20 protein-coding genes and 1 riboswitch are annotated in these 20,781 nt (G+C 70.3%); of the genes, 8 read left to right on the top strand and 12 right to left on the bottom strand.

What is annotated here, in order from left to right:
* The first annotated feature begins 87 nt into the window (after window positions 1–87).
* Window positions 88–1,503: an MFS transporter gene (locus FDA94_RS26990; RefSeq protein WP_246060175.1), complete on the top strand. Its 1,416-nt coding sequence runs from the start codon at window positions 88–90 to the stop codon at window positions 1,501–1,503.
* On the opposite strand, the gene FDA94_RS26985 is transcribed toward FDA94_RS26990, so the two are convergent.
* Together FDA94_RS26985 and FDA94_RS26980 are read right to left on the bottom strand one after the other, a co-directional pair.
* On the bottom strand, window positions 1,500–1,901 hold the full coding sequence (locus tag FDA94_RS26985; protein WP_062338697.1) for a cold-shock protein: 402 nt from the start codon (window positions 1,899–1,901) through the stop codon (window positions 1,500–1,502). The two genes, FDA94_RS26990 and FDA94_RS26985, sit on opposite strands and share 4 nt — an antisense overlap.
* Before the next feature lie 90 nt (window positions 1,902–1,991).
* Complete coding sequence (locus tag FDA94_RS26980) at window positions 1,992–2,606, bottom strand: HAD family hydrolase (RefSeq protein ID WP_137249950.1); 615 nt, start codon at window positions 2,604–2,606, stop codon at window positions 1,992–1,994.
* A gap of 100 nt (window positions 2,607–2,706) precedes the next feature.
* Here FDA94_RS26980 and FDA94_RS26975 point away from each other — a divergent pair, with 100 nt between their 5' ends.
* Window positions 2,707–3,384, top strand: coding sequence for a TetR/AcrR family transcriptional regulator (locus tag FDA94_RS26975; RefSeq protein WP_137249881.1), 678 nt, complete (start codon window positions 2,707–2,709; stop codon window positions 3,382–3,384).
* Here FDA94_RS26975 and FDA94_RS39470 read toward each other — a convergent pair.
* Window positions 3,268–4,323, bottom strand: coding sequence for a hypothetical protein (locus FDA94_RS39470; RefSeq protein WP_170991144.1), 1,056 nt, complete (start codon window positions 4,321–4,323; stop codon window positions 3,268–3,270). The genes FDA94_RS26975 and FDA94_RS39470 overlap by 117 nt on opposite strands.
* 53 nt (window positions 4,324–4,376) lie before the next feature.
* Between FDA94_RS39470 and FDA94_RS26965 the strand changes: the two genes are divergently transcribed.
* Together FDA94_RS26965 and FDA94_RS26960 are read left to right on the top strand one after the other, a co-directional pair.
* Window positions 4,377–6,635, top strand: a complete 2,259-nt coding sequence (locus FDA94_RS26965) for a helicase-associated domain-containing protein (RefSeq protein ID WP_137249879.1) — start codon at window positions 4,377–4,379, stop codon at window positions 6,633–6,635.
* 16 nt (window positions 6,636–6,651) lie between these two features.
* On the top strand, window positions 6,652–8,292 hold the full coding sequence (locus FDA94_RS26960; RefSeq protein WP_137249878.1) for a DNA repair helicase XPB: 1,641 nt from the start codon (window positions 6,652–6,654) through the stop codon (window positions 8,290–8,292).
* A 242-nt stretch (window positions 8,293–8,534) separates the two neighbouring features.
* Here the strand turns inward: FDA94_RS26960 and FDA94_RS26955 are convergent, their stop codons facing one another.
* Window positions 8,535–8,846 (bottom strand): hypothetical protein, encoded by a 312-nt coding sequence (locus tag FDA94_RS26955; protein WP_137249877.1) that lies wholly within the window; start codon window positions 8,844–8,846, stop codon window positions 8,535–8,537.
* A 124-nt stretch (window positions 8,847–8,970) separates the two neighbouring features.
* On the opposite strand from FDA94_RS26955, the gene FDA94_RS26950 reads away from it, so the two are divergent.
* Together FDA94_RS26950 and FDA94_RS26945 are read left to right on the top strand one after the other, a co-directional pair.
* Window positions 8,971–10,962 (top strand): HelD family protein, encoded by a 1,992-nt coding sequence (locus FDA94_RS26950; RefSeq protein ID WP_137249876.1) that lies wholly within the window; start codon window positions 8,971–8,973, stop codon window positions 10,960–10,962.
* Window positions 10,959–11,372, top strand: coding sequence for a GNAT family N-acetyltransferase (locus FDA94_RS26945; RefSeq protein ID WP_137249875.1), 414 nt, complete (start codon window positions 10,959–10,961; stop codon window positions 11,370–11,372). Before FDA94_RS26950 ends, FDA94_RS26945 begins: the two co-directional genes overlap by 4 nt.
* A gap of 56 nt (window positions 11,373–11,428) precedes the next feature.
* Here FDA94_RS26945 and groL read toward each other — a convergent pair whose 3' ends face one another.
* The 5 genes from groL to FDA94_RS26920 all read right to left on the bottom strand — a co-directional run bounded on the left by groL (window position 11,429) and on the right by FDA94_RS26920 (window position 16,307).
* Complete coding sequence (gene groL, locus FDA94_RS26940; protein WP_137249874.1) at window positions 11,429–13,060, bottom strand: chaperonin GroEL; 1,632 nt, start codon at window positions 13,058–13,060, stop codon at window positions 11,429–11,431.
* A gap of 332 nt (window positions 13,061–13,392) precedes the next feature.
* Complete coding sequence (locus FDA94_RS26935; RefSeq protein ID WP_030452168.1) at window positions 13,393–13,593, bottom strand: cold-shock protein; 201 nt, start codon at window positions 13,591–13,593, stop codon at window positions 13,393–13,395.
* A 394-nt stretch (window positions 13,594–13,987) separates the two neighbouring features.
* The gene (locus FDA94_RS26930) at window positions 13,988–14,263 is read right to left on the bottom strand and encodes a MoaD/ThiS family protein (RefSeq protein WP_137249873.1); all 276 of its coding nucleotides are present in this window, start codon (window positions 14,261–14,263) and stop codon (window positions 13,988–13,990) included.
* Between the two features lie 28 nt (window positions 14,264–14,291).
* A complete protein-coding gene (thrC, locus tag FDA94_RS26925; protein WP_246060174.1) occupies window positions 14,292–15,536 on the bottom strand; it encodes a threonine synthase in 1,245 nt (414 codons plus the stop codon).
* 14 nt (window positions 15,537–15,550) lie between these two features.
* Window positions 15,551–15,689: riboswitch (SAM riboswitch) on the bottom strand.
* Between the two features lie 57 nt (window positions 15,690–15,746).
* A complete protein-coding gene (locus FDA94_RS26920) occupies window positions 15,747–16,307 on the bottom strand; it encodes an RNA polymerase sigma factor (protein WP_061299589.1) in 561 nt (186 codons plus the stop codon).
* Between the two features lie 96 nt (window positions 16,308–16,403).
* Here FDA94_RS26920 and FDA94_RS26915 point away from each other — a divergent pair, with 96 nt between their 5' ends.
* Window positions 16,404–17,828 carry an alpha,alpha-trehalose-phosphate synthase (UDP-forming) gene (locus FDA94_RS26915; RefSeq protein ID WP_137249871.1) on the top strand — a complete coding sequence of 475 codons (1,425 nt, stop codon included), beginning with the start codon at window positions 16,404–16,406 and terminating at the stop codon, window positions 17,826–17,828.
* Window positions 17,829–17,875: 47 nt separating this feature from the next.
* Entirely contained in the window at window positions 17,876–19,030 is a 1,155-nt protein-coding gene (locus FDA94_RS26910; RefSeq protein WP_170991142.1) for an MFS transporter, read from the top strand.
* On the opposite strand, the gene FDA94_RS26905 is transcribed toward FDA94_RS26910, so the two are convergent.
* The 3 genes from FDA94_RS26905 to FDA94_RS26895 form a co-directional block, all read right to left on the bottom strand.
* On the bottom strand, window positions 19,008–19,604 hold the full coding sequence (locus FDA94_RS26905; RefSeq protein WP_137249869.1) for a hypothetical protein: 597 nt from the start codon (window positions 19,602–19,604) through the stop codon (window positions 19,008–19,010). The genes FDA94_RS26910 and FDA94_RS26905 overlap by 23 nt on opposite strands.
* A 10-nt stretch (window positions 19,605–19,614) precedes the next feature.
* Window positions 19,615–20,436, bottom strand: a complete 822-nt coding sequence (gene otsB, locus FDA94_RS26900; protein ID WP_137249868.1) for a trehalose-phosphatase — start codon at window positions 20,434–20,436, stop codon at window positions 19,615–19,617.
* A 70-nt stretch (window positions 20,437–20,506) separates the two neighbouring features.
* Window positions 20,507–20,746: a DUF3263 domain-containing protein gene (locus FDA94_RS26895; RefSeq protein ID WP_062439604.1), complete on the bottom strand. Its 240-nt coding sequence runs from the start codon at window positions 20,744–20,746 to the stop codon at window positions 20,507–20,509.
* Window positions 20,747–20,781 lie beyond the last annotated feature (35 nt).

Raw genomic sequence — 20,781 nt, 5'->3', positions numbered from 1 at the left:
GAGGAGCGATTTTCACCCTCCTCGAGAGCGGACAGCACCCGAGTGCGTCGGTAAGACTGGAAATTCGACACGAGAGGAGCGGATGGGGTGGCGGGTGCCTGGGGCAAGGTCCGTGACGCGGGCCGCGCGATCATGTCCGCGACCGCACGGACCGGCCGGTCGATCGGCCGGGGCGCCGGCAGTGTCGGGCGGGCCAGCCGGCGGCTGACCCACGCGAAGGGCGCCGACCGGACCGGCCTCGGCCGTCTCATCGAGGTCACCGCCGTCCACAGCGCGGGCGACGCGTTCATCACGGTCTCACTGGCGGGGGCGCTGTTCTTCGGCATGCCCGTCGGGCAGGCGCGCGGCCAGGTGGCCCTCTATCTGCTCGTGACGATGGTGCCCTTCACCGTCGTCGCCCCCTTCGTCGGCCCGGTGCTCGACCGCTTCCGGTCGGGCCGCCGCTACGTCATCGCCGGCACCCTGTTCGCGCGCGGCCTGCTCTGCTGGGGCATGGCCTCCAGCGTCGTCTACGGCGACACGCTCTCGCTCTTCCCGGCGGCCCTGGCGGTGCTGGTGCTGTCGAAGGCCTACAACGTGTCCCGGGCGGCGATCATGCCGAGCGTGCTGCCGGCCGACATAGGGCTGGTCACCGCCAACGCCCGGGTGGCCCTGTTCGCGCTGGTCGCCGCCGGCGGCGCGGCCGGGCTCGGGGCCGGCCTGGTGGCCTGGCTGGGCGCCGAATGGGTGCTGCGGATCGCGATGGTGCTGTTCCTGGTGGCCGGGGTGGTGTCGATAAGGCTGCCCCGCCACGTCGACTCCCCCGACGAGGAGGAGACGGCGAAGCCGCCGGGCGTACGGGCCCTGCTGAACGTCGGGCCGATCGTGGCCGAGTCGATGCGGGCCAACGCGGCGATCCGGCTCCAGGCCGGTTTCCTCGTCTTCTTCCTGCTGTTCCTGGTCCAGGACGAACACCTGCCGGGGCTGGCGCCGGAGATCACTCTCGGCCTGCTCGCCGCGGCGGCCGGAGGCGGCGGCCTGTTCGGCGCGGCGGTGGCGTCGTGGGTGAAGTCCTACTCGCCGCACCTGATCGTGCTGACGACGCTCGCGCTGACCACGCTCACCACGCTCGTGGCGACGTTCTTCTTCAGTCTCTGGACGGCCGTCGCGGTCGCCCTCATCGGTGCGTTCGCGCAGGGTCTGGGCAAGCTCGCGCTCGACGCGATCATCCAGCGGGAGATCGGCGAGGAGGTCAGGTCGTCGACGTTCGGAGTGGTCGAGGCGCTGCTCCAGATCGCCTGGGTGTTCGGCGGCCTGATCGGACTCATGTTGTCGCTGTTCGCGCAGGGCACGGCCGGGCTGGCGGTGATGGCGACCCTGCTGGCGGTCTCGCTGGTCTGGCTGCTGGTCACGCGCCGTCAGCGGAAGGTCATGAGCGCGTCGACGGCGGTCACCGTGCCATTGCGGCCGGTGGCTCAGCCACCGGCCGCAGGGGACACGAAACCACTGACAAATCCCTTTTAGGCGTCAATGTCGTCCGCAATTGCGCGAATCACGGTTGCGACCTTCTTCGCGTGGACGGGCTCGGGGAGTTTGCCCTTCTGGTAGGACGAGGTCGACAGTTCGTCGAGCAGTTTGATCAGGTCTTCGACGATGACGACCATTTCGTCGGGCTTTTTGCGCTTCCCCTTCGGACGCGGCGCCTTCGCCAGGGTCGGGGGCTGCTCCAGCACCCTGACCGACAGCGCCTGCTGGCCGCGCCGCCCCTCGGCGACCCCGAACTCGACTTTCTGGCCGGGCTTGAGGGCTTCCACGCCTTTGGGCAGCGCGGATGAATGCACGAAGACCTCACCGCCGTCGTCACGGGTGAGGAAACCGAAACCCTTGGTTTCGTCGTACCACTTGACCTTGCCGCTGGGCACAGGAGTGACCTCGTTCAAACTGTCGTGGAAGGGAATGGATGTAGGTTATGCCCACTAGGGCTCCCGGGTGACCGCCGAAAGCCCGTCAAATTACGCGGGAATCGACGTCCCGGTGGTGTACCAGGAGACGAACTCGGTGAGGTCGGCGACGACCACGTCGGCGCCCCGCTCGGCCAGTTGCGCGGGGGTGCAGCCGCCCGTCGCCACGGCCACGCTGATCGCCCCGCCCGCGCGGGCCGCCTCGACGTCGGCCACGTGGTCGCCCACGTAGACCGCCGCCCCGAAGGCGGCGATGGCGGCGCCCTTGTCGGCGCCGAAGACCGATCCGGCGATCTCGTCGACGTCGAGCCCGAGGGCGTCGACCGTGCGCCGGGCGTCGCGCGGGTTCTTCCCGGTGACCACGATGATCCGGCCCCCGGCGCGGCGGACGGCCGCCAGAGCCTCGTGGGCGCCGGGCATGGCGACGGTGGCGGGCAGCGCGATGCCCGGATAGAGGGAGCGGTAGAGCGCGACCGCGGCCGGGATCTCGTCGGCCGGCAGCCATTGGGCCAGCTCGTCTTCCAGGGGCCAGCCGATCCGCGACACCGCGACGGCGACGTCGATGGGGGTCTGGAGCGACGGCAGCATCGCCTCGTAGACGGCCGCGATCGCCGCGCGTGTGTCGGCGAGCGTCAGGTCGAGGTCGAAACCGACGTTGATCCCCATGCTGTGCACGGATCAAGGATGCCAAAGTGCGCGATCCCCCGCGAAGTGGATCTTCCTTTTAAAGCTGGGCGGTCTACGCTGTCCCTCGCGGGAGGTACAGATGAGCACACGGGGTCGCATCATCGAGGAGGCGCTACGGCTGTTCGCCGAGCGCGGCTACAACGCGACCTCGGTGGCCGAGATCGAGGCCGCCGCCGGCCTGTCCCCCGGCGCCGGGGGCCTCTACCGGCACTTCAAGTCCAAGTACGAGGTCCTGGCGGCCGCCGTCGCCGACCGGGCGTCGCGGAACGAGATAACGCTCGACGTCGCCCAGACCGAGCCGATCGAGGTCAGGCTGGCCGCGATGTGCCGCGCCGGGCTCGGCAAGATGGACGAGGAACGCCTGCTCGCCCAAGTCTTCTTCCGCGACCTGTCGCAGTTCCCCGACCTGGTCGCGGTGGTCACCGAGGGCCTGCTGCAGCCCATGTTCGACGCGCTCACCGAGTGGTTCGCCTGCCAGCCCGAATACCTCGACGCCCAGGTCGACTGGGCCGGGGTCGGCTCGGTGCTGGGCGGCTCGATCATCAACTACCGCCTGATCGAGTACACCACCGGAGAGGCGCCCGGCCGGGTGGCCACCGACCGCTTCGTGTCGGCGTGGATCAGGCTGGCGCTCGGGCTGCTACCGCCGGGCGTGTGTGGAGACGGGTGGGTCGAAGAGGCGGTAGAGCAGCCACGTGAGGCCGACGGCGGTGCCGATGATGAACGCGATGCCGGCGACCTCGTTGAAGCGCGCTAGCAGCCCTTCGACGGAGGTCCGCTCCGGGCCGGTCAGGGCGAGGATCCCGCCGCCGAAGATCCAGGCCAGCGCGGGCGCCCCCAGACCGGCCAGCCGGTCGGGCATGTTCCACCCCTGACACGACAGCGTGACGACCGCCCCAAGGGCCCACACGATCCCCGGGACGGGGAAGATCAGCACGACCGGAAACCGGAAGGGCACCAGCAACGCGGCCAGCGCGAGCAACACCAGCGCCGCGACCTCCCGGGGCCGCCCATGCAAGATCGACCACGCGTCGGGCGTCGGCCTCCGCCGCCACCGCGGCACCAACCGACCACCCGGCGCCCCCGCCCTCCAGGCCCGGCGGGTGGGACTGATCACGATCGGCTGCGGCAGCTCCGATCGCGGCTGACCCGAGTGCGGCTGACCCGAGTGCGGCTGACCCGAGTGCGGCAGACCGGGTCGCGGCGGGCCCAGCCCCGCTGATCCCGCCCCCGACCGACTGGAACCCGGCTGGCTGGAACCTGGCTGGCTGGAACCTGGCCGGCCCGAACCCGAGGGACCCGAACCCGCTGCGCCTGATCTCGATTGCCCCGTGCCCGGCCTGCCCGGACGCGACAGGCCTCCCGAACCCGGCCGGCCCAGGCGGGGAAGGTCTGGGCGGGGTGGGAACGACCGGCGCAGGGCGCTCATCGGGCGTGTCTGCTCGGCCGGGGGCTCAGGGGGGAGTTCGCCGCGTAAGCGGCGGACCTCGCGTTCGACCATGTCCTGCGGGGTGCCGAAACGGGCCAGGAGGCGGGCGACCGATTTGGGGTTCTCGTCGCCTTTGCGCTCTTGGTCGACCCGTTCGCGTACCCGCCGGACGTAATCGAGGCGTTCCTCGGGGCGCATCCGGCCGTGGGCGGCGTCGGCCACCCGGCTCACGAATTCCAGCACGAGCTGGTCGGCTCGCTCGATCACTCCGTCATAGTGCCCCAGCGTCGCAGTCCATGCGAGCTCCTACGATGGAAAGGATGAGCGACGGGTTCACGGAGTGGCTGCGCAGCAGGAGCGACGAGCAACTGCGCGTCCTCGCCATGTCCCGACCTGAGCTGATCACCCCGGTTCCGGCGAATGTGCCGGGTTTGGCGGCGAGAGCCGGCACCCCGTCCGCGGTCGGCCGGGCCCTCGACCGGCTCGACGGCTTCACCCTCGCGGTGGCCGAGACCCTGGTCGTCTTCCCGCCCGGCGAGCTGTCGGCGGCCATCCACCGGGCCACGGAAGACGCCCCCGGCACCGACGAGGCGATCACCAGAGCGCTGGCCACACTGACCGAGATGGCGCTGGTCGACGACGAGCGGCGGCTCGCGCCCGGCGTACAGGAGGCGCTCGACCCGCCCGCCGGGCTCGGGCAGCCGGCGGACCGGGTCTTCCGCCACGACGAGCGCGCGATCACGCTGGCCGATCCCCGTGCCGTCCGGAAACTGATCGCGCAGGTCGGGCCGCAGGCCCGCGCCGCGCTCGACGAGCTGGCCTGGGGGCCGCCGTCGGGGCGGGTGCCCAACGCCCGGCGCGAGGTGTCGGTCGAGACCGCCCAGTCGCCCATCGAGCAGCTGCTGGCCCGGGGCCTGCTCGCCGCGATCGGCGACGAGACCGTGACGCTGCCGCGCGAGGTCGGGCTGGTGCTCCGCGACGACCGCCTCCACCGCGACCTGTCGCCGGTCCCGCCGCCGCTGGAGGGCGCCACCCGCCGCGCCGACCTCGCCTCGCGCACCGCCGCCGGTCAGGCCTTCAGCTTCGTACGGGCCGTCGAAGAGCTCTGCGAGATCTGGAGCGTCGACCCGCCGGGGGTGCTGCGCACGGGCGGCCTGGCCATCCGCGACCTGCGGCGCGCCTCCCAGCAGCTCGACGTGCCCGAATGGACGGCCGCCCTGGTCATCGAGGTCGCCCACGCGGCCGGGCTGATCGCGGCCGGCGGCCCGGCCGACGCCGAGTGGCTGCCGACGCTCTCCTACGACCTGTGGCGGGCCCGCCAGACCGAAGACCGCTGGGAGGCCGTCGCGCGGGCCTGGCTGGGCCTCGACCGGGTGCCGGGCCTGGCGGGCGCCCGCGACGACCGCGACCGGCTGCTCAACGTGCTCCATCCCGACCTGCGCCGAGGGGCCGCCGCCGAGATCCGCCGCCGGGTGCTGACGGTCGTCGCGGCGACCGAGCTCGCGCCCTCGCAGGAGTCGGTGCTGGCCCGGCTGACCTGGGAACGCCCCCGCCGCAGGGGCGCCCACCTGGCCCGGCTGACCGAGTTCGCGCTGCGCGAGGCCGAGGTCGTCGGCCTGACGGGACTCGGCGTCATGTCGCCCCACGGCAGGGCCGTCCTCACCGGCGTCAAGGCGGCCGACCTGCTGGCGCCGCTGCTGCCCGAACCGGTCGACCACGTGGTGCTGCAGGCCGACCTGACCGCCGTCGCCCCCGGGCCGCTGACCGGCGAGCTCGACCGGTGGCTGGGGCTGGCGGCCGACGTCGAGTCGAAGGGTGGCGCGACCGTCTACCGGTTCTCCGAGGGCTCGATCAGGCGGGTGCTCGACGTCGGCCAGAGCGCGGAGGAGATCCTGGCGATGCTGGCCCGCCACTCGACCACGCCGGTGCCGCAGCCGCTGTCCTACCTGGTGACCGACGTCGCCCGGCGGCACGGCCGCCTGCGGGTCGGGTCGGCGTCGTCCTACCTGCGCTGCGACGACCCGGCGGTGCTCGACGAGCTGCTGGCCGACCGGCGGGCCGGGGTGCTGCGCATGCGGCGGCTGGCCCCGACCGTGCTGGTGTCCAAGGCGTCGCGGGCGACCATGCTCGACTCGCTGCGCGCGATGGGCTACGCCCCGGTGGCCGAGTCGCTCGAAGGCGACGTGCTGATCACCCGGGCCGATGCCCGGCGCACCGAGGCGCAGCCGGTCCGGCAGGTCAACGGGCTGGTCGCCCCCGAGGCCGAAGTGGTCACGGCGGCGATCCGGGCCCTGCGGGCCGGTGACCACGCGCTGCTGTCACGGCCCGTCCCGGTGGGCGAACCGAGCGGCGCGGTGCCCCGCACCCCGGCGACGGCGACGATCTCGGCGCTCCAGGAGGCCATCAAGCAGGGCTCCCGGGTTTGGATCGGTTACCTAGACTCACAAGGTCAGGCCACGAGCCGGATCCTCGAACCCGCGAGAATAGAGGGTGGCTACCTGACGGCGTACGACGAGACGAGGGCGGCCATCCACCGCTTCGTACTCCACCGGATCACCGGCGTCGCCGACGTCAACTGATTAGGGGGCACCACCCGTGAACGACGGGCCGCTCATCGTCCAGTCCGACAAGACCCTGCTGCTGGAAGTCGACCACGAGCGCGCCGACGAGTGCCGACGGGCCATCGCGCCGTTCGCCGAACTCGAGCGCGCGCCCGAGCACGTCCACACCTACCGCATCACCCCGCTCGCCCTCTGGAACGCGCGGGCCGCCGGGCACGACGCCGAGCAGGTGATCGACGCCCTCATCGGGTTCAGCCGCTACCCCGTCCCCCACGCGCTGCTGGTCGACGTCGCCGAGACGATGGCCCGCTACGGCCGCCTGCGGCTGGAGAAGCATCCCGTCCACGGGCTCGTGCTGACCAGCACCGACCGAGCCGTGCTCGAAGAGGTGCTGCGCGCCAAGAAGGTGCAGCCGATGATCGGCGAGCGGCTCGACGGCGACGTGGTGGCCGTCCACCCGAGCGAGCGCGGCAACATCAAGCAGCTGCTGCTGAAGCTCGGCTGGCCGGCCGAAGACCTGGCCGGTTACGTCGACGGCGAGGCCCACCCGATCGCCCTCACCGAAGAGGGCTGGGCGCTGCGGCCCTACCAGAAGGAGGCCGCCGACGCGTTCTGGCACGGCGGCTCCGGCGTCGTCGTGCTGCCCTGCGGCGCGGGCAAGACGATCGTCGGCGCGGCGGCGATGGCCCATGCGCAGGCGACCACCCTGATCCTGGTCACCAACACGGTGAGCGTGCACCAGTGGAAGACCGAGCTGATCAAGCGCACCAGCCTGACCGAAGACGAGATCGGCGAATACACCGGGACCAAGAAGGAGATCCGCCCGGTCACCATCGCCACCTACCAGGTGATGACGTCCAAGCGCGGCGGCGTCTACCGGCATCTGGAGCTGTTCGACGCGCGCGACTGGGGTCTGGTCGTGTACGACGAGGTGCACCTCCTGCCCGCCCCCATCTTCCGGATGACCGCCGACCTCCAGGCACGCCGCCGGGTGGGCCTGACGGCCACGCTGGTGCGCGAAGACGGCCGCGAGGGCGACGTGTTCTCCCTCATCGGCCCGAAGCGCTACGACGCGCCCTGGAAGGAGATGGAGAACCAGGGCTACATCGCCCCGGCCGACTGCGTCGAGGTCAGGGTGACCCTGCGCGACGACGAACGGCTCGCGTACGCGATGGCCGACACCGACGAGCGCTACCGCTTCGCCGCCACGACTCCGTCGAAGCTGCGCGTCACCGAGGCGCTGGTGAAGAAGCACGCCGGGGAGCAGATCCTGGTCATCGGGCAGTACATCGACCAGCTCGACGAACTCGGCGAGCATTTGAACGCGCCGGTCATCAAGGGCGAGACCAAGGTGAAGGAGCGTGAGCGGCTGTTCCAGGCGTTCCGCGACAAAGAGCTGCAGGTCCTCGTCGTGTCGAAGGTGGCGAACTTCTCGATCGACCTGCCGGAGGCGGCGGTCGCCATCCAGGTGTCGGGCACGTTCGGCTCGCGCCAGGAGGAGGCGCAGCGCCTCGGCCGGGTGCTGCGGCCGAAGGCCGACGGCGGGGGCGCCCGGTTCTACTCCATCGTCAGCCGCGACACCGTCGACCAGGACTTCGCCGCCCACCGGCAGCGCTTCCTGGCCGAGCAGGGCTACGCCTACCAGATCATCGACGCCGACGACGTCCTCACGTAAATAAAAGACCCGGCGGGACAACTCCCGCCGGGTCTACTTAGAAAACATACTTAAGTCCACGAAATTCCGTCGGCCCGAGACAACCGCATCACCCCCTCGTGCCTTGGCCCCCACAGCCAAAGATGGCATCAACGCCCAGTTCGGGCATACCCCCATTGTCCTGGGCAATCACCTAATTTGCCGCGCTTTTCTAGGGCTTTTCCCATACCGATTGATTAAGACTTCGGAGGGTATTCGCGAGATTACTGCGCGACCAGACCTCCGACGAATAGTACGCCTTCCGCGCCCATCCATGCGGCGATTGCGTACACGAGAAGACGGGCGCGCCACGTCAGCCACGCGCCGATCGTGAGAGCCGTCGCGACGACCGCGAAAAGCGAGGAGACGGCCGTCACGAGGGCCATGCGGCCGCCGCAGTCGTCGGCCGGTTCGCCGCTGGCGCAGAACGCCTCCAGGCCCCAGCCCGCGTACACGGAAAGCCCCCAGAGCGCGGCCAGCAGCAGCATGACGGCGGCGGGCAGCGCGGGCGGGAGCGGGATCGGGCCACGGAACACCTCTGCTGCCCTACCCAGCCACAACGCGAGTCAGTCGGCCCATAAACCTTTTGGCCTGGCCGGGACTGCCGACTAAGCTGGCCGGTTCGCCCACCCGAAACACTCCGGCAGGAGGCACTCCGTCATGCCCCAGCACACCCTCGCCCCCGACATACCCCCGGCCGACGACCTCGCGGAGGAGCGGCGGCACCTCGACGAGTCGCGGGCGGCCTTGCGCGCCATGCGGGAGCACGCGCAGTCGCTGTCGTCGGACATGGCCGGTGACTGGGTCTCCCGGCAGGTGCTCCAGGGTCTGCTCGACCAGCGCGTCGCGGCGCTCGCCGACCACCCCGACACCCCGCTGTTCTTCGGCCGCCTCGACCGCGACGGCGCCGACGACCTCCCGCCGGTCCTGTACGTCGGCCGCCGGCACGTGCACGACGGCGGCGGCCGGGCGCTCGTCATCGACTGGCGCGCGCCGGTCTCGCGGGCGTTCTACCAGGCCAGCCCGGCCGAGCCGATGGGCGTCGACCGCCGCCGCCGGTTCGGCTACCAGGGCGGCGAGCTCACCGCGTTCGAAGACGAGGACCTGGCCCACGGCGGCGACCTCGGCCCCTCGCGCATCCTGACCGACGAGATCGAGCGCCCGCGCACCGGCCCGATGCGCGACATCGTGGCCACGATCCAGCCCGACCAGGACGAGATCGTGCGCGCCGACCTCGGCGTGACCGTGTGCGTGCAGGGGGCGCCGGGCACGGGGAAGACCGCGGTGGGTCTGCACCGCGCGGCTTATCTGCTGTTCACCCATCGCGAGAAATTGTCTCGCGCCGGCGTGATGATCGTGGGCCCTAACCGCGCCTTCTTGTCGTACATCTCCTCGGTGCTCCCCGCTCTCGGCGAGGTGAAGGTCGACCAGACGACCGTGGCGGGGATCCTGGGAGACCACGCCCACCCCGAGGAACCCGCCGTCTCGGCGGTCAAGGGCGACGCGCGGATGGCCCGGGTGCTGAAGCGCGCCCTGTGGCTCCACGTGGTGAAGCCGGTCGAAGGAGTGCTGGTCACCAAGGGCGCCAACCGCTACCGCGTGGCCGACTACGAGGTGCGCGAGATCGTGGCGTCGCTCCGCGGCACCACCCGCTACAACCCCGGGCGGGCGACGCTGGCGCAGCGGCTGGCCCACCAGGTGCTCGTCCAGATGGAACGACGCGGGGAGTCCCCCGACGACCGGGTGCAGGACGCGGTGGCGCGCTCGAAGCCGGTCAAGACCGTCGTCGACCAGGTCTGGCCGAAGCTGGTGCCGGAGCAGGTGCTCTTCCGGCTGCTCTCCGACCCGACGTTCCTGGCCAGGGCCGCGAAAGAGGACCTGACCCCCGAGGAGCAGACGGCGCTGCTCTGGACGAAGCCCTACAAGTCCCACAGGAGCGCGAAGTGGAGCGGCGCCGACGGAGCGCTGCTCGACGAACTCGCCGACCTGATGGACCGCACCCCGTCCCACGGCCACCTCGTGGTCGACGAGGCGCAGGACCTGTCGGAGATGCAGCTGCGCGCCCTCGGCCGCCGCTGCCGGACCGGTTCGGCGACCATCCTGGGCGACCTCGCGCAGGGCACCACTCCGTGGTCGGCGCGCTCGTGGAACACCGTGCTGACGCATCTCGGCTTCGCCGAGGGTCTGGTGACGGAACTGACCCTCGGCTTCCGCGTGCCGCGCGAGGTGCTCGACTACGCCGCCCGCCTGCTCCCCGGCATCGCCCCCGAACTGGCCGCGCCGCGTTCGCTGCGTCCGGGCGCGGGGTCGCTGAGGCTGGTGGAGACCTCCGATGTCATCGGAGGCGTGAGAGACGCCGTGAGCGCCGCGGGTGAGGGTTCGGTGGGCGTCATCGTCCGCGACGCCGACGCGGAGACCTTCGCGACCGCGCTCGGCGCTCCCGTCCTGGGCCCCGACGGCGACGGCTCCAAGGTGCTCGTCGTCCCGGCGGGCCTCGCCAAGGGCCTCGAGTACGACCACGTCGTGGTCGCCGAACCGGCCGACATCGTCGACGCCGAACCGAGGGGCATGGCCCGCCTCTACGTCGTCCTGACCCGAGCCGTCACCACTCTGACCGTGGTGCACGCCAAGCCGCTCCCGGAGGCCCTGTGACCACGATCCGCACCGCGACTCTCGCCGACGTCGAGGCGATCCTGACCTTCTGGGTGGCCGCCGCCGAGGGCACCGACCGCCGTGACGACCCCGCGAAGGTGGTCGCGCTCATCGAGCGCGACCCCGAGGCCCTGCTCGTGTACGAACTCGACGGCGCCATCGCCGGCACGGTCATCGCGGGATGGGACGGCTGGCGGGCCCACCTCTACCGGCTCGCGGTCGCGCCCGAGCACCGCCGCAAGGGCATCGCGCGGCAGCTCATCGCCGCAGCGGAGAAGCGCTTCAAGGCGTTCGGCGCCTTCCGCGTCGACGCGATGGTCCTGAACGACAACACCGACGCCCATCCCGCGTGGTCGGGCACGGGATACACGCGACAGGAGCAATGGGGCCGCTGGGTCAGGCACCTGTAGAACAGAAGAAGGCGGCCCCGGCAACGGGGACCGCCTCATCTGTTTTCCGGGATGGACTAGAAGTCCATGTCCCCGCCGCCGGGCATGCCGCCGCCCGCGGGAGCCGGGTTCTTCTCCGGCTTCTCGGCGATGACGGCCTCGGTGGTGAGGAACAGGGCCGCGATCGAAGCGGCGTTCTGCAGCGCGGAGCGCGTCACCTTCGCCGGGTCGATGATGCCCGAGTCGAACATGTTGACGTACTCGCCGGTCGCGGCGTTGAGGCCCTCACCCGGAGTCAGGTTGCGGACCTTCTCCACCACGACGCCGCCCTCGAGGCCGGCGTTGACGGCGATCTGCTTCAGGGGCTCCTCGAGCGCCTTCTTCACGATCGCGGCGCCGGTCGCCTCGTCGCCCGACAGCTCCAGCTTGTCGAACGCCTTGGCCGAGGCCTGCAGCAGAGCCACGCCACCGCCGGGGACGATGCCCTCTTCGACGGCCGCCTTCGCGTTGCGGACGGCGTCTTCGATGCGGTGCTTGCGCTCCTTGAGCTCGACCTCGGTGGCCGCGCCCGCCTTGATGACGGCGACGCCGCCGGCGAGCTTGGCGAGGCGCTCCTGGAGCTTCTCGCGGTCGTAGTCGGAGTCGGTGTTGTCGATCTCGGCGCGGATCTGGTTGACCCGGCCGGCGATCGCCTCGGCGTCACCGGCGCCGTCGACGATGGTGGTCTCGTCCTTGGTCACGACGACCTTGCGGGCGCGGCCGAGCTGGTCGAGCGTGGTCGACTCGAGCTTGAGGCCGATCTCCTCGGAGATGACCTGGCCGCCGGCCAGCGTGGCGATGTCGCCCAGCATGGCCTTGCGGCGGTCGCCGAAGCCGGGGGCCTTGACGGCCACCGAGCGGAACAGACCGCGGATCTTGTTCACGACCAGGGTCGCGAGAGCCTCGCCCTCGACGTCCTCGGCGATGATCAGGAGCGGCTTGCCGGCCTGCACGACCTTGTCGAGCAGCGGCAGCAGGTCCTTGTTGGCGGAGATCTTCGAGTTGACGACGAGGATGTAGGGGTCCTCCAGGACCGCCTCCATGCGCTCGGGGTCGGTCACGAAGTAACCCGAGTTGTAGCCCTTGTCGAAGCGCATACCTTCGGTGAGCTCGAGCTCGAGCCCGAAGGCGTTGCTCTCCTCGACGGTGATGACGCCTTCCTTGCCGACCTTGTCCATCGCTTCCGCGATGAGCTCGCCGATCTCGGTGTCACCGGCGGAGATCGAGGCGGTGGAGGCGATCTGCTCCTTCGTCTCGACGTCCTTCGCGAGCTTCGAAAGCTCCTCGCTGACGCGCTCGACGGCGGCCTCGATGCCCTTCTTCAGGGACATCGGGTTGGCGCCGGCGGCGACGTTGCGCAGGCCCTCGCGCACCAGCGCCTGGGCGAGCACCGTGGCGGTGGTGGTGCCGTCACCCGCGACGTCGTCGGTCTTCTTCGCGACTTCCTTGACGAGCTCGGCCCCGATCTTCTCCCACGGGTCTTCGAGCTCGATCTCCTTGGCGATCGAGACACCGTCGTTGGTGATGGTGGGGGCGCCCCACTTCTTCTCCAGCACGACGTTTCGGCCCTTGGGGCCGAGGGTCACCTTGACGGCGTCGGCGAGCTGGTTCATGCCGCGCTCGAGACCGCGCCGGGCGTCCTCGTCAAACGCGATCATCTTGGCTGCCATAAGGCTGGACCTCCCAGTAGAGGGTGGCTTCGAAAAAGAGGGACCGAGCCGACGCCCGCGACGGCAAGGCCCGCACACCCTTGGCAGGCCCCATCGCCTCGATCCGTATTGGTTGGCACTCCCGGCCGGGGAGTGCCAACCAACTGTTTAGCACTCTACCTACGCGAGTGCAAGCCGAAGACCAGGAGGGGCAGGTCAAACAGGTCGGGCAGCAGAAACCCGGCCCGCAGGCTGCGGGCCGGGTTCCAGGTCGCTGGGGTGGTGGGGTTGGTTACAGCCGAACCGTTCTCGACCGCTCACGCGGGAGGGCCGAAAGGTTCGAGGTCTGGGGGTCAGACGGTCCGGACAGCCTCCGCCTGCGGGCCCTTCTGTCCCTGCGTGATGTCGAACTCGACACGCTGGCCCTGCTCGAGGGCCTTGTAGCCGTCCATCATGATTGCCGAGTAATGGACGAAAACGTCCTTACCACCGTCTACCGCGATGAAGCCGTAGCCCTTGTCCGCGTTAAACCATTTGACGGTGCCCTGCGCCACTTTCCGACTCCTCTTGCTGGGCCTGGCAACGGACCCGCCCATTCCACCGCTGGTCCGTGACCTTTCGCGCCGGAACAGTGACGCCCTTTAAGGCAGGTTCACAGCGCGAGCCACGACCGGCCTACGGCCGTCCGCGTCTCGCTTTTCCCCGGCTACGTCGATCGTTCTCGACCATACACATGGCAAGGCGTGGGACAACAGAGTCAATCGGCCCCTGACTTGTAGTCGTTCGCCCAAAGCGAGAGGGCTTCTTTTTCGGTTAGTGATTGGTTGGTTGAGAATTGCACCATATGCCATAGCACTCATTAAGCTTCGATAACGATAGAAGTGCAGGTAAACATAGAAACACCCACGCACTGTAGGAGTACGTGGGTGTGGGAAAGGCTGCGGAAGGTCACCCTCCGGCTACGGCCGGGATCACGGAAATCTGTACGCCCGCAGGGGTTGGAGTGTCCAAACCTTCGGAGAATCGGACGTCCTCTTCCCCGACGTAGACGTTGACAAAACGCCGCACCTTGCCCGATTCGTCGAGGATCCTGGCCCCGATGCCGGGGTAGTCGGCGTCGAGTTTCGCGAACACCTCGCGCAGCGTCGCCCCTTCGCCGGCGACCTCGGCCGCGCCTCCGGTGTACGTACGGAGAATCGTCGGAATCCGCACAGAAACACTCATTGTTGACGCTCCTTAACGAACAGTTAGATTAGTTGGCGAAAGCCGTACGGAAGGCGTCCAGCGACGGACGAATGACGGCCGTGGGGCGGGCCTCCGACTGGACGGCGTCGAGGGTCTTGAGGCCCTCGCCCGTGTTGAGGACCACCGTGGTGGCGTCGGGGTCGATCACGCCGGCCTCGGTGAGCTTGCGCAGCACGCCGACCGTCACGCCGCCGGCGGTCTCGGCGAACACGCCCTCGGTCCGGGCCAGCAGGCGGATCGCGGCGACGATCTCGGGGTCGGTGACGTCCTCCACGGCCCCGCCGGTGCGCCGGGCGATGTCGAGCACGTAGGGCCCGTCGGCCGGGTTGCCGATGGCCAGCGACTTGGCGATCGTGTCGGGCTTCACCGGGCGGACGACGTCGTGCCCGGCCTTGTAGGCGGCCGACACCGGGGAGCAGCCCTCGGCCTGCGCCCCGAAGATCTTGTAGGGGGTGTCCTCCACCAGGCCGAGCGCGATGAGCTCCTTGAAGCCCTTGTCGATCTTGGTGAGCTGGGAGCCCGAGGCGATCGGGATGATGATCTGCTCGGGGATCCGCCAGCCGAGCTGCTCGGCGATCTCGTACGCCAGGGTCTTGGAGCCCTCGGCGTAGTAGGGCCGCAGGTTCACGTTGACGAAGCCCCACTTCTCGCCCAGCGGGTCGCCGATGAGCTCGGAGCAGAAGCGGTTGACCTCGTCGTAGCTGCCCTCGATGCCGACGAGCTTGCCGCCGTACACGCTGGCGACGACGATCTTGGCCTCTTCGAGGTTCGACGGGATGAACACGCACGAGTCGAGCCCGGCCCGCGCGGCGGCGGCGCCGACGGCGCCGGCCAGGTTCCCGGTCGAGGAGCAGGAAAGGGTTGTGAACCCGAAGTTACGGGCCGCCTCAACGGCGATCGACACCACTCGGTCCTTGAAGGAGTGGGTCGGGTTGCCGGAGTCGTCCTTCACGTAGAGGTCGCGGAGCCCGAGCTCGGCGCCGAGGTTCCCGGCGCGGTGGAGCTTGGTCCAGCCGGGCTGGAGGTTGGGCTTGTCGGCGACGTTCGCCGGGACGGGCAGCAGTGCCTTGTAACGCCAGATGTTGGCCGGACCGGCGGCGATGTCCTCGCGGCTGACGGTCCCGAAGTCGTACGCCACCTCAAGTGGCCCGAAACAGTCCTGACAGGCGAAGATCGGGCCGAGGTCGTAACGGGCGCCACACTCGCGGCAGGAGAGGGCGACGGCGGGTCCGAAGTCGTGCTGAAGCGCCATGAAGCGAGGCCTTTCCCTCATCTTCGCCTGCGACCGCCTTGATCACAGGCCGGAATTGGCACCTGTTCCGACCGGCCTCGCCACGTAGCGAGTTGAGTCGGAAGGGTTGCCGGGGCTTCGCAGGGCCGGTCCCTCCACCCCTCTGGATGAGCAAATATTCAGTTGTCCTGAAAACTGTACCCCGGGCTCCTCAGAGTCCGAATCGGCGTCTCATCTTCCGAGATATCCGTCTCCAAGAGAGGCCTGGATGTGCTTCCTGGCCTGGTGGATGCGGCTCTTGGCGGTGCCGAGCGGGATGCCGAGCTGCGCGGCGATGTCGGAGTAGTCGAGCTGGACGATGTCGCACAGCACCAGCGCGCGGGCCAGGTCGGGCTTCTCGGCCTCCAGCGCCTCGATCGCGTCGAGCAGGTCGAGCCGGGCACCGGCGATCACGCTGACCCGGTGGGGGTCGGGACGCTGCTCGGCCAGGTCGTCGCTCGACTGCTCGGCCGAGCGGCGCTTGAGCGTGCGGTAGGTCGTGCGGGCGCAGTTGGCGGTCACGATGTGGAGCCAGGTGGAGAAGCGCGAGCGGCCCTCGAAGCGGCCGATGTTGCGGGCGACCGCGAGCAGGGTGTCCTGACAGGCTTCTTCGGCGTCCTGCCGGTAGGGAAGCAGGCGTTCGCAGTGGCGCAGCACGTCGGGTTCGACGCGGCGCAGCAGTTCGCCGAGGGCGACGTGGTCGCCGGTGGCGGCGGTGCGGGCCAGTTCCTCGGTGGTCTCGTCAAGCGGCATTGACTGCCCCGATTCTTCGGCGGCCGGGGGTTTCCTGACATCCTATTGCCGACGACATCTTTTCTTAGTCCTCCGGCCATCTGGGGTGTGCCCACCGTGAGTTCAACGCTGATCGCCTCCAATCGCGGGCCCGTCTCGTTCATCCTCTCGGATGACGGCGCGCTGACGATGCGGAGAGGCGGCGGCGGGCTGGTCTCCGGGCTGTCCGAAGTGGCCCGGGGCGACGACCACCTGTGGATCTGCGCCGCGCTCTCCGACGGTGACCGCAGCGCGGTCCGGCTCGCCCCCGAGGGCCGCATCGACCGCGCGGGCTACGACACCGGGCCGGTGCGCATGCTCGACATCGCCCCCGCCGTCTTCCACCGGGCCTACAACGCGGTCGCCAACTCCACCCTGTGGTTCGTCAGCCACCTGCTCTACAACACCCCGTTCGCGCCCACCTTCGACACCCGGTTCCACCGCGAGTGGGAGTCCTACCGCGAGTACAACGGCGCGTTCGCGCTGGCCCTGGCCGAAGAGGCGGCCCACGGCGCGAAGGTGATGATCCAGGACTACCACCTGACCCTGGCCCCGGCGATGCTCCGCGTCGACCGGCCCGACCTGCGGGTGGCCCACTTCTCCCACACGCCGTGGGCGCCGCCCGAGTACTTCTCGCTGCTGCCCGACGGCATCGCGGCCGAGATCCTCCAGGGCGTGCTGGGCGCCGACCACGCCGGCTTCCTGACCGACCGGTGGGCGGCGGCGTTCATGGACTGCTGCGAGGCGGTGCTCGACGCCCGGGTCGACCGCGCGGCGAAGACGGTGGAGTTCGAGGGCCGCCTCACCCGGATCGGGGTGCACGCCCTGGGCGTCGACGGCGACGCGCTGGTGGCCCGCGCCTTCGAGCCCGACGTCGAGTCGCACATGCTGGCGATAAAGGAGCAGGTGGGCGACCGGCGGCTGATCGTGCGCATCGACCGCACCGAACTGTCCAAGAACATCGTCCGCGGCATGCTCGCCTACCGCGAGTTCCTGGCCGAGCATCCCGAGTGGCACGGCAAGGTCGTCCACCTGGCCTTCGCCTACCCCTCGCGCCACGACCTGCCCGAATACCGCGAATACACCGCGGCCGTGCAGCGCTGCGCCAAGGAGATCGAAGACGAGTACGCCACCGACGACTGGGACCCGCTGATCCTCAACATGCAAGACGACTATCCGCGCTCGCTGGCCGCCTACCGGATGGCCGACGTGCTGCTGGTCAACCCGATCCGCGACGGCATGAACCTGGTCGCCAAAGAGGGGCCGATCCTGTCGCCGCGCTGCGTGCTGGTGCTCTCGCGCGAGGCGGGCGCGGCGGCCGAACTCGGCGCCGACTCGCTCCTGGTCAACCCCTACGACGTCTCGGGCACCGCCGCCGCCCTGCACGAGGGCCTGGTCATGCCCGACAAGGAACGGGCCGAACGGTGCACGCGCCTGCGCCGGGCGGCCACCGCGATGCCCCCGGAGATGTGGTTCGCCGACCAGTTGGCCGCCCTCACGTGACGTTGTACGGTTTCCCCATATAACGATCTATATCGGGGGAAATGCCGGTGTCCACGCCTGCGATCACGTTCACGAGGGACCGGCCCACCTGGTTCGTCTATCTGATGCTGGCGACGTTCTCCACGTACCTCTACGGCCTGTCGTCGGCGCTCCCCACCCTGCGCGCCGAACTCGGCGTCACCCAGGCGGTCGCCGGGCTGCACGGCACCGGCATGGCCGTCGGCAGCATCGCGACGGGCCTGTCGCTGCCCTGGCTGACCCGCCGCCACGGCCGCCGCGCCGCCGTCTGGATCGGGATCGGCGGCATGAACGCGGGCATGCTGCTGGTGGGTCTCGGCCCGACGCTCCCCTTCACCCTGGCCGGGTACACGATCGCCGGCGGCTTCGCCGCCATCGCCCTGTACGTCTCCATGGCCGCCCTCAGCGACCACCACGGCCCGGCCGGACCGGCGTCGATCAGCGAGGCCAACGCGGTCGGCGTCCTCGCGGGCATCCCGGCCACCTACGCGTTCAGCCTGCTGGCCGAGTCGGTGCTGGGCTGGCGGGCGGCCATGTTCATCCCGGTCGTGCTCACCGCCGTGCTCACGTTCGCGATGGGCCGGATCTGGTTCCCCGAGATCCCGGCCGAGCACGCGACGCGGCGGACGAGGCAGCCGTTCGGCTGGCGCTTCCACTTCGCCGGCGCGGTGCTGCTCTGCTGCGTGGCCGTCGAGTTCACCTTCAACCTCTTCGCCGCCGAGCTGTTCTCCCAGCGGACCGGCCTGACCCTGGCCGAGGCGGCCACCGGCCTGACCGCCATGCTCTGCGGCATCGCCGCCGGACGCTTCGGCGGCGCCGCGCTCACCCTGCGCTACCCGGTCTGGCAGGTCTTCCTCGGCACCATGGCCGTGACGCTGGCCGGCTGGGCGGTCTTCTGGTCGACGACCGCCGTGGCCGTCGGCTACATCGGGCTGGCGATCAGCGGCGTCGGCATCGGCATGCTGTTCCCGCTGGGCCTGACCCGGATGATCGAGACCTCGGGCGGCCGGCCCGACCAGGCCAGCGGGATCGCGTCGGTGTGGGCGGGGGTCGGCTCGGGCACCGGGCCGTTCGTCCTCGGCGCGCTCGGCGACGCCTTCGGCACCCACGCGGCGTTCCTGCTGGCCCCCGCGCTGCTCGGCCTCGCGGCCGGCGGCCTGCTCAGTTCCAGGTCGACTTTCTGAGGATGGTCGCCAGGCCCGGCGTCTTCCACTGGTCGACGATGAGGATCTTCGACTGCGGCAGGTACCACTCGCGCTGGGTGAAGGTGCCGGCGAAGTCGTAGTTGGGCGGGCCGTACACGCAGTTGCCCTTCCACTCGCGGTAGTGGGCGTTGTGGCCGGCGCCGACGAGCCGGTAGCCCTTGACCACGGGCTTGGTCTTGAACGAGCTCATCCACAGCTTCTTGTCGTAGACGCAGGGGCCGACGTCGGTCGCCGGGCTGTAGGGGCGGCTCGGGTCGTAGGGGTTGAAGGTCTCGTGACCGACCCTGATCGCGGCCGGGCCGAACACCCAGAAGCTGCGGCAGCCGGAGTCGCGGTAGCCGAAGTTGCGGGTCCCGACGGTCGGGCAGACGCCGGTGACCACGCGCGTGTAGTCCTTGGCGACCTTGTAGACCTTCCAGGTCGCCGGGACCCTGATGGTCAGGCCGTTGCGCAGGTGGACCGACTTGGTGCCGGGAGCGGCGGCGGCCGGGGAGGGGACGAGTGCCGCCAGGGCCAGGCCGGCGGCGGCCGCCGCCAGTGTTCTGGAGATCATGGCGCCGACGCTACTGCTCGCGGCTTGCAATCGACTTGAGGAGATCTTCGAGGAACGCGACGACGCCGTCGGGGCCGTCGACCACGACGTCGGCCTGCTCGGCCAGTGCGGTGACCTCGGCCGATCCCGAGCAGACCCGTACGCCGGGAATGTCCACCGAGGCGACCGCCTCGAAGGCGGCCAGGTCGCCCAGATCGTCGCCGACGAACATGACCGAGCGGGCCCGCTCGGCGGCGAGGAGCTCCTTGAGCGCCTTGCCCTTGTCGACCCCGGGCCCGCGCAGCTCCAGCACCTTGCGGCCGGGCTCGACGACCAGCCCGTTGACGGCGGCCAGCTCGACGAGCGGCGCCCGCAGCGCCTCCAGCGCCGCGTCGGGGTCGGGACAGCTCCGGGTGTGGACGGCCAGCGCGCGCCCCTTGTCTTCGATCGTCACGCCTTCGAGGCCCGACAGCAGGGCGGGCAGCTCGGCGCGGATCTTCGTCAGCCCGGCCGGCGGGGGCGGCGAGGTGATCTCCCCGCCCTCCCAGCGCTCGATGCCGTACTGCCCCAGGATGACCAGGCCGGGGACCTCGACCAGGTCGGGGCCCTCGGGGGTGTCGCCCAGGGCGAGCGCGGTGCCCGGCGGGCGGCCGGTGACGACCGCGATGCGGCGCACCACCTCGGCCAGCCGGATCAGCGCCGAGGGCGCGGCGGGGTGGATCCAGGCCGCGGAGGGGTCGGTGACGATCGGGGACAGGGTGCCGTCGAAGTCGAGGCCGATGACGGCGCCGCCCGGGTCGTTCACCATCGCCTCAAGACCGGCCCGGCCGCTTTCGGTCCGGACGTCCGGCATGTCCCCCACGTTTCGCCCCTTTCGTCGTGCGACGGTCACTCTGTCAATCGCAGGTTAACGCGATCTGAACTCAAGCTGACCGGCCGCGTCCCCGGCGGCGGGCGTCGCGGCGCTCGCGCAGGCGGTTGACCAGCGCCGGATCGGCGGCCAGCGCCTCGGGGCGGTCGATCAGACCGGCGAGCACCTGGTAGTAGCGGGTGGTGGACATGCCGAAGGTGTCTTTGATCGCCTGCTCCTTCGCGCCCGGGTGACGCCACCAGCCGCCCTCGAACGCGAGGATGTCCCTGTCTTGAGGGGAGAGACCGTCCACACGGGCAATGCTAACTGTCGCCATTTTCCGGGGAG

Origin of the sequence: Herbidospora galbida (assembly GCF_005233835.1) — a bacterium.
In the GTDB taxonomy this organism is placed as follows: domain Bacteria; phylum Actinomycetota; class Actinomycetes; order Streptosporangiales; family Streptosporangiaceae; genus Herbidospora; species Herbidospora galbida.
This window is presented reverse-complemented; position numbering and strand designations above follow the sequence as displayed.

Excerpts from the sequence above, each read along its gene's own strand:
- FDA94_RS26980 (WP_137249950.1), bottom strand. The coding sequence starts at position 2,606 with ATGGGGATCAACGTCGGTTTCGACCTCGACCTGACGCTCGCCGACACA.
- FDA94_RS26975 (WP_137249881.1), top strand. The coding sequence starts at position 2,707 with ATGAGCACACGGGGTCGCATCATCGAGGAGGCGCTACGGCTGTTCGCC.
- FDA94_RS26965 (WP_137249879.1), top strand. The coding sequence starts at position 4,377 with ATGAGCGACGGGTTCACGGAGTGGCTGCGCAGCAGGAGCGACGAGCAA.
- FDA94_RS26950 (WP_137249876.1), top strand. The coding sequence starts at position 8,971 with ATGCCCCAGCACACCCTCGCCCCCGACATACCCCCGGCCGACGACCTC.
- groL (WP_137249874.1), bottom strand. The coding sequence starts at position 13,060 with ATGGCAGCCAAGATGATCGCGTTTGACGAGGACGCCCGGCGCGGTCTC.
- FDA94_RS26930 (WP_137249873.1), bottom strand. The coding sequence starts at position 14,263 with ATGAGTGTTTCTGTGCGGATTCCGACGATTCTCCGTACGTACACCGGA.
- thrC (WP_246060174.1), bottom strand. The coding sequence starts at position 15,536 with ATGGCGCTTCAGCACGACTTCGGACCCGCCGTCGCCCTCTCCTGCCGC.
- FDA94_RS26920 (WP_061299589.1), bottom strand. The coding sequence starts at position 16,307 with ATGCCGCTTGACGAGACCACCGAGGAACTGGCCCGCACCGCCGCCACC.
- FDA94_RS26905 (WP_137249869.1), bottom strand. The coding sequence starts at position 19,604 with ATGATCTCCAGAACACTGGCGGCGGCCGCCGCCGGCCTGGCCCTGGCG.
- otsB (WP_137249868.1), bottom strand. The coding sequence starts at position 20,436 with ATGCCGGACGTCCGGACCGAAAGCGGCCGGGCCGGTCTTGAGGCGATG.